This window comes from Arthrobacter sp. 05L417 (assembly GCF_056397865.1).
In genome coordinates this window covers 83,863-90,810 of record NZ_JBFTOG010000016.1, presented here as the reverse complement: position 1 = coordinate 90,810, position 6,948 = coordinate 83,863, and the positions used below count along the sequence as shown (strand labels likewise).

The following is a 6,948-nucleotide window of genomic DNA, read 5'->3' as shown; positions in this document are numbered from 1 at the left end:
CGCGGAAGGAGAACACGTCGATGCCGGTGGAGACCTGGTCCGAGTACTCGCCCTTGAGCAGGGTCGGGATCCCGCAGGCGAACTCGATGACCTCCAGGCCGCGGCCGATCTCGCCCTTCGCGTCGGAGATGACCTTGCCGTGCTCCGCCGTGACCAGGGCCGCGAGTTCGTCCACGTGGGAGGCGACGAGCTCGCGGAACTTGAACAGCACCGCGGTGCGCTTGGCCAGGGAGAAATCGCCCCACTTCGCGGCCGCGGCCTTCGCCGCGGCGACCGTGGCGTCCAGGTCCGCCCGGTTCGCGAGCCGCAGCTGGGCGGACACGGCACCGGTGGCCGGGTTGTACACCGGCTGGCTCCGGTCACCTGCGCCGGGGGTCTCAACACCGTTGATGAAATGCTTGATGGTTGTCAGGGTGGTCGTCGTCGACATGTGCGGACTTCCTTGTCTGTGGCTTGAAGAGGTCTGTGGCTTTGAAGAGAGCTTGGGGTTTAGCCGAGCAGCTTGCGCTGGCGATTCTTGTGGTCGGTGTAGATCTGGTAGGCCTGCTGGGTGGATTCGAGTTCGGAGACCTGCGAAACGGGAACGTCCCACCAGGATTCGGAGCTTGGCGCGTCCAGCAAGGGGTCCGATTCGACGTGGATGACGATCGGTCCGGTCTCTTCCGGGGCGGCTTTCGCGTCGCGGATGGCCTGTTCCAGTTCGGCAATGACTTTCTCGCCCGGTTCGATCCGGATGACTTTCGCACCGAGGGACTCGGCGTTGAGGGCCAGGTCGATGGGCAGGTTCTCGCCGGCGTCGAAGGAGTGCTGTTCCTTGTCCAGGACCCTGTACTGGGTGCCGAAGCGCTGCGAGCCCAGCGACTCGGAGAGCGAGCCGATCGAGGCGTAGCCGTGGTTCTGGATCAGGACCACGATCAGTTTGATGCGTTCGGCGACGGCGGTGACCAATTCGGTGTGCATCATCAGGTAGGAGCCGTCCCCCACCATGACCACGACGTCGCGGTCCTTGCCGCCCGAAGCAGCCTCGGCCAACGCGGCGCGCTTGACGCCCAGGCCACCGGGGATCTCGTAACCCATGCACGAGTAGGCATATTCCACGTGGTAGCCGAAGGGGTCCCGGACGCGCCACATCTTGTGCAGGTCACCCGGCAGGGAACCGGCGGCGCAAATGACGACGTCCTGCTCGTCCATGGCCCGGTTGGTGGCTCCGATGATCTCGTTCTGCGCCGGAAGCGGCGTGTGCCGGGTGTCGAAGGCCTCATCCACGATCCCGTCCCAGCGCTTCTTCTCGGCCGCGATCTTCTGCTCGAGATCGCCGCCGACACGGTAGCCGCCGAGGGCTGCGTTGAGCTTGACGAGGGCCTTGCGGGCATCGGCGACGATCGGCAGCACGGTGCCGTGCTTGTACGCGTCAATCGCGGCCACGTTGATGTTCACGAACTTCACGTCGGGGTTCTGGAAAGCAGTGCGCGACGCCGTCGTGAAGTCCTCGTATCGGGTACCGATGCCGATGATCAAGTCAGCTTCGGCAGCGATGGCGTTCGCCGCCGTCGTGCCCGTGGAGCCGATGGCTCCGAGCGAGAACTGGTGGTCCCACGGGAGCACGCCGACGCCGGCCTGGGTGTTGCCCACCGGGATGCCGGTCAGTTCGGCGAACTTGGCGAGTTCCTCGTTGGCGAAGGCGTAAAGGACGCCGCCACCGGCGATGATGAGCGGCCGTTTGGCGGCACGGATGGCCTCGGCGGCGCGGCGGATGTCGTCGTCGTCGGCTTCGGGGCGGCGGATCCGCCATTCACGCTCGGCAAGGAACTCCTCCGGGACATCCAAGGCTTCGGCCTGGACGTCCTGCGGCAGCGAAATGGTCACCGCGCCGGTCTCGGCCGGGTCCGTCAGGACGCGCAGGCCGTGATGGAACGCCGAGAACAACTGCTCGGGCCGGGACACCCGGTCGAAGAACTTGGACAGCGGACGGAAGGCGTCGTTGACCGTGATGTCGTAGGCGTAGGGCAGCTCGAGCTGCTGCAGCACCGGGTCCGCGGCCCGGGTGGCGAAGGTGTCGGACGGCAGCAGCAGCACCGGCAGCCGGTTGGTGGTGGCCAGCGCCGCACCGGTCAGCAGGTTCGAGGAACCCGGGCCGATCGAGGTGCTGATCGCGAACGTCTGGCGGCGGCGGGTGTGCCGGGCGTAGCCGACAGCCTGGTGCGCCTGGGCCTGCTCGTTGCGGCCCTGGTAATACGGCATGATGCTCGGATCGAGCTGCTGGTACTGCTTGAGGGCCTGGCCCACACCGGCAACGTTGCCGTGTCCGAAGATCCCGAAGGTGCCCGGGATCAGGCGTTCCCGGTACTCGCTCCCGCCGACGGTGTCCACCGTGTACTGCTTGGACAGGAACTCGACAACCGCCTGGGCGACCGTCATTCTGCGCGTTGACATTACTCTTACTCCGATACTTTCGCAGGTGTCTTCAGCAGCTCTGGCGTCTTCAAGAGCGAGGCGGCGGTTGCAACGGCCCCGGCCACGTCGCCGTCGGCGGGATACAAAAGGGTCCGTCCCACAGTCAATCCCTGGACCCCCGGCAGGGCAAGGGCGGCCTGCCAGCTCGCGAAGACCTCGTCCTGGCCCGCGTCCGGATCCCCGCCCAACAGGACTGTGGGAAGCGTGGTGGCCGCCATGACGCGCTCCATCTCCGCCACCACCGGCAGCTTCATCCAGGTGTAGGCGCTCGTGGAACCCAGGCCTTCGGCAATCGCGATCGACTTGATCACGGCATCCGGGGAAAGTTCGTTGCGGACCCTGCCGTTCGCCTCGCGGACAGACAGGAAAGGCTCCACCATGGCGATCAGCTTGCGCGCCGCGAGGGAGTCCACCGCCTTGGCCGTGGCTTCCAGGATGTTGGCGGTGTCCGGGTCCCCGAGGCAGATCCGGGTGAGCATCTTTCCGCCGTCGGCGCCCAGGGCGTCCAGGGCGGCTGCGGTGTGACCCGTGAAACGGTCGTCGATCTCGTTGACCAGCCCCGCGAGGCCGCCGCGGTTCATCGAACCGAAGACGAGCTTGCCTTCCAGCGCACCGAGCAGGAGCAGGTCGTCCATGATGTCCGGGCTCGCGAGCACGCCGTCGACGGCGGGGTTCGCCAAAGCGATCTGCAAACGGTCCAACAGGGTCCGGCGGTCAGCCATCGCTGTCGGGTCCGAACCGACGCTCAGGGCGCCGCGAGCCGGGTGGTCGGCCGCGACGATGAAGTTCTGGGAGCCGTACTTGAGCCCCGGGTGGCGGCGACGTGCGGCGGCGGCGCGGGCAACGGCGTCGGGATCTTCCAGCCGGATCGCACTCAAGTGCTCGTAACGGCGGGGGTCATCATTGAAGCTCAACGTGTTGCTCCTTCGGAAACTGCTGCGTGGGAAGCTGCTGCGTCGGTGCCGGCGGCGCCGGCCGGCGTCAGGCGGCCGCGTTCGGCGAGCAACGAGGTGACTTCCTCCGGCGTCGGCATCGCGTCGGCACACGAGAGGCGGGAGGCGACGATCGCGCCCGCGGCGTTCGCGTAGTCCAGGACCTGGGCCAAAGGCCAGCCGGACAGCAGGCCGTGGCAGAAGGCGCCGCCGAAAGAGTCGCCCGCGCCCAGGCCGTTGACGGTCTCCACCGGGACCGGCGCAGAGACAACGCGTTCCGTGCGGGTCTTGGCCATGACGCCTTCGGGGCCGAGCTTGACGACGGCGATCTCGACGCCGGCCGCCAGGAGGCGATCGGCCTGCTCGTCCGGGGTTCCTTCACCCACGGCGACGGCACATTCCTTGTCATTGCCGATGGCCACCGTGACGTGCGGCAGGATCTTGGCGACCTCTGCCCGGGCCTCGTCCTCGGACGCCCAGAACATCGGCCGGTAGTCCAGGTCCAGGATGGTGTACTGGCCCTCTTTGAGTCCGGTGCGGGGGCGGGCTTCGTGGGCCGCGAGGTGGGCCGAACGGCTCGGTTCCTGGCAGAGGCCGGTCACGGTGGACCAGAAGATGCCTGCGTTCTTGATGGCTTCGAGGTCGAGTTCCTCGGCCTTGATTTGCAGGTCCGGCGCGGTGGGGAACCGTCCGTAGAAGTAGAGCGGGAAGTCGTGCGGGGGCTGGATCGCGCAGAACGTGGCCGGTGTCTGAAGGCCCGGCACGGGGGTGACGAATCCGTCGTCGACCTTGAACTTGCGCAGCTCGCGGTGCAGGTAGATGCCGAACGGGTCATCGCCCGTCCGCGTAATCACGCCGGAGCGGCGTCCGTGGCGGGCGGCGGCAACAGCCACATTCGACGGCGAGCCGCCAAGGTACTTGCCGAAGGACTGCACGTCCTCCAGTCCCACACCGATGTCGTTCGGGTAGATATCAACGCTGATGCGCCCGATGGTGAGCAGTTCGTGGGTCACGGTGATCGCGGACCTTTCTGTAGTGAACTCTTCTTGCGGGACGGTGAGAGCTCCGGTGCTTTTGCCGGCCCGCAGTGAGCGGGGCCACAACCACTACTTTGCACCAGAATTCATGTCCTGTCAAAGGTTTGTACTGACATATTTACAACGAAACGTAACGGCCTAAACTACGCGGTGATTCGGGTGTGAATCCGCTCCAAAACGCCGGAGTTACCGTGCAGGAACGGCAAGCTCGCCAGTGACATACTGGGCGCGGCCAAAGCCGAACGACCAGTCATCGGCAGTGTTTTCGACGTACCCCAGGAAGACGTCCTCGCCGGCGACACCAATCTCGCCGAGCCGGGCGGCGACCGCGGCGAACAAGGACTGCTTGGCTTCGCGACTCCGACCACCCTGGGTGAATATCTGGATCATGACCACACCGGAACTTCGCTCGAAACCCAGGCCGGCATCCTGGGCAACAATCTGGCCCCGGGGATGCTCGGTGATGATGTGGAAGTAGTCGCGCTCGGGGATCCCGTACTCGGCGAGGATGGCGTCGTGGATTCGCTGGCTGAGTTCACCGAGCTGCTCCGGCGTGCGGCCTTCGTTGACATCAATGCGGACGAGGGGCATCTGCTCTCCTTCGATAGTTTGTCCTGACATACTAACAAACTCTCGAATCGCGCCACAAGCTCTCGCCACCGTGGCGCCCCTCCCTCAGCGACGCTCGCTCACCTATGGGGCCTTAACGGCAAGCGCTCGCTCGGATATATGGCGCCCGAACGGCAAGCGCTCGCTCACTAGATGTGAGCGAGCGCCGGTCCTTGCAACGTTCGCCGGGCTGTCCAACCGTTAAACAAAACGACGGCGCCCGTCACCTTCACAGAGAAGGTGACGGGCGCTGCCTATCCGAAGACGCTTTGGAACGGTCAGCGGCTCCTTCCCGAGTCGGGGTTTCCGCTGCTGACGATCAAGGGAACTACGATAAAGACGTATCCAACCGACACTATGACAAGCCCCGCAACGGCACCCGGGATCGACTGCACGGCAGGCAACCAAGGAAGGAAGATGCAAGCAGCCATAAGAACCCAGAAAATCAAACCGGTCCACCCCGTGGCGAGAGTGGCTTGGTAATCTTTCTTTTGCATGGAGGCCTCCTACCTGCAGTTTGGGCCGTTGTAGATGACCGGCCATACAACCTGCATGCCAGTTCCCACATATTGAATACCCAAGCACCGCCCCGTGTCACGAGCGTGCACGGATGTATTCCAAATCGCCAGCCCATATGTCAGGCACGCAACACCCAGCCACGGCATCGCGAGGGCGCACATCGCACCAAACGCTCCTGCGTTGCCGCCTCCGACGTTGGCAACAGTACTTGTCTCATTCTTATTCAGTTGCTGGGTGCACAGCGCCCAATCGCAACTAAGCGCCGGATTTGCCACTACCGGATACGACGCAGCCCGGAGCTCAACGGTTTGAGTGAGGACGCTCAACGGTTTGAGTGAGGACGTTGCCTCTGATGCTGTAAAACGTCGGGAGTTGTTTACCGGTGGCGTCGACAGCCCAAGCAGGCGAAATCGTGTTCATCAACCTCCCGGATGCATCCTTCAAAAGGACTTGCCCAGTGGATCCTTTAGCCAGAGTCGCAGGGGCCCCATCAACGAAGAACTCGTACTCGAACGAGCCTTGAGAACCAGAACCGTGAATGATCGCGTAGGCTGCGAAACGCCCACCATCTGCGGAAGCCGCAAAATTCACGGCATTGCCGCTGGCACCATAAACTGCGCGCTTCTGGTTTCCCGCGAGCTTCCCTCTTGCCGCCCCATCAACAAATCGGAGCTCGATGCTGTGTCCCGAGGCCTTTGAAAGCGCACCGGTGTCGGTGAGCTCAGCCAGAAACCGAGTGCCGTCTGGCTCTGAGCTTGCGGCATGAACGGGTTGATCGACGGGCAACACGCGATCCAGCGCCTCTAGGGCAGTTTCGGCCCGTTGCTCGACGTTCGCTTCTTGAGCCGTCGCAGCCGTAGCCGCATTCGGTGTCAAAATCGCGACGGCAAGAAAACATCCAAGTGCCATTCTTAATAGGTTCCAAATCTTCACAGCGTTCCCCAATCTTTGATTCCAGAACAGGACTAGCCACTGCGTCGAGATGGGTCTCGCACATTCAGACCCGGAGCGCCCTCAGAGAGCCATACGACTGTTTTCGTCCCGTTCCCCTATGTATTTTGATCTACCAGGATCGGCGCCTCCTTGGTTGAGGCTAAGCCATCGTTTCTGCCGCTGGGTTGCAATGAAGACAAAATGAGTGTCCCTAAGCGACAAAATGAGTGCTCCAAAGCACCAAAATGAGTGTTTGATAGTCGCCTGGTGTGAGTTCTCGGGCGTCTCACGGCGATCTTCAGGTTCGGGCCTTAAACGGCCGCGAGGCGCTCCCGCCAGACGTGAGCGAGCGTTCGGCCAAAACCCGCCAGACGTGAGCGAGCGTTCGGCCAAAACCCGCCAGACGTGAGCGAGCGTTCGGCCAAAACCCGCCAGACGTGAGCGAGCGTTCGGCCAAAACCCGC

At 63.8% G+C, this 6,948-nt stretch carries 7 protein-coding genes; all 7 read right to left on the bottom strand.

Annotation, left to right across the window (positions count from 1 at the left end):
• Positions 1-430: aldehyde dehydrogenase family protein (locus AC1DJW_RS13670; protein WP_476901656.1), on the bottom strand; the 430-nt coding region annotated here is incomplete at its 3' end.
• Between the two features lie 59 nt (positions 431-489).
• The gene (gene iolD / locus AC1DJW_RS13665; RefSeq protein ID WP_390282270.1) at positions 490-2,418 is read right to left on the bottom strand and encodes a 3D-(3,5/4)-trihydroxycyclohexane-1,2-dione acylhydrolase (decyclizing); all 1,929 of its coding nucleotides are present in this window, start codon (positions 2,416-2,418) and stop codon (positions 490-492) included.
• 20 nt (positions 2,419-2,438) lie between these two features.
• On the bottom strand, positions 2,439-3,368 hold the full coding sequence (locus tag AC1DJW_RS13660) for a Cgl0159 family (beta/alpha)8-fold protein (protein ID WP_476901655.1): 930 nt from the start codon (positions 3,366-3,368) through the stop codon (positions 2,439-2,441).
• The gene (gene iolC / locus AC1DJW_RS13655) at positions 3,365-4,399 is read right to left on the bottom strand and encodes a 5-dehydro-2-deoxygluconokinase (protein WP_476901654.1); all 1,035 of its coding nucleotides are present in this window, start codon (positions 4,397-4,399) and stop codon (positions 3,365-3,367) included. The genes AC1DJW_RS13660 and iolC overlap by 4 nt, the downstream gene beginning before the upstream one ends.
• Positions 4,400-4,609: 210 nt before the next feature.
• A complete protein-coding gene (locus AC1DJW_RS13650; RefSeq protein ID WP_476901653.1) occupies positions 4,610-5,014 on the bottom strand; it encodes a tautomerase family protein in 405 nt (134 codons plus the stop codon).
• Positions 5,015-5,310: 296 nt separating this feature from the next.
• On the bottom strand, positions 5,311-5,529 hold the full coding sequence (locus AC1DJW_RS13645; RefSeq protein WP_476901652.1) for a hypothetical protein: 219 nt from the start codon (positions 5,527-5,529) through the stop codon (positions 5,311-5,313).
• A gap of 322 nt (positions 5,530-5,851) precedes the next feature.
• Entirely contained in the window at positions 5,852-6,484 is a 633-nt protein-coding gene (locus tag AC1DJW_RS13640) for a hypothetical protein (RefSeq protein ID WP_476901651.1), read from the bottom strand.
• Positions 6,485-6,948: the final 464 nt, after the last annotated feature.

Excerpts from the sequence above, each read along its gene's own strand:
- iolD (WP_390282270.1), bottom strand. The coding sequence starts at position 2,418 with ATGACGGTCGCCCAGGCGGTTGTCGAGTTCCTGTCCAAGCAGTACACG.
- AC1DJW_RS13650 (WP_476901653.1), bottom strand. The coding sequence starts at position 5,014 with ATGCCCCTCGTCCGCATTGATGTCAACGAAGGCCGCACGCCGGAGCAG.
- AC1DJW_RS13645 (WP_476901652.1), bottom strand. The coding sequence starts at position 5,529 with ATGCAAAAGAAAGATTACCAAGCCACTCTCGCCACGGGGTGGACCGGT.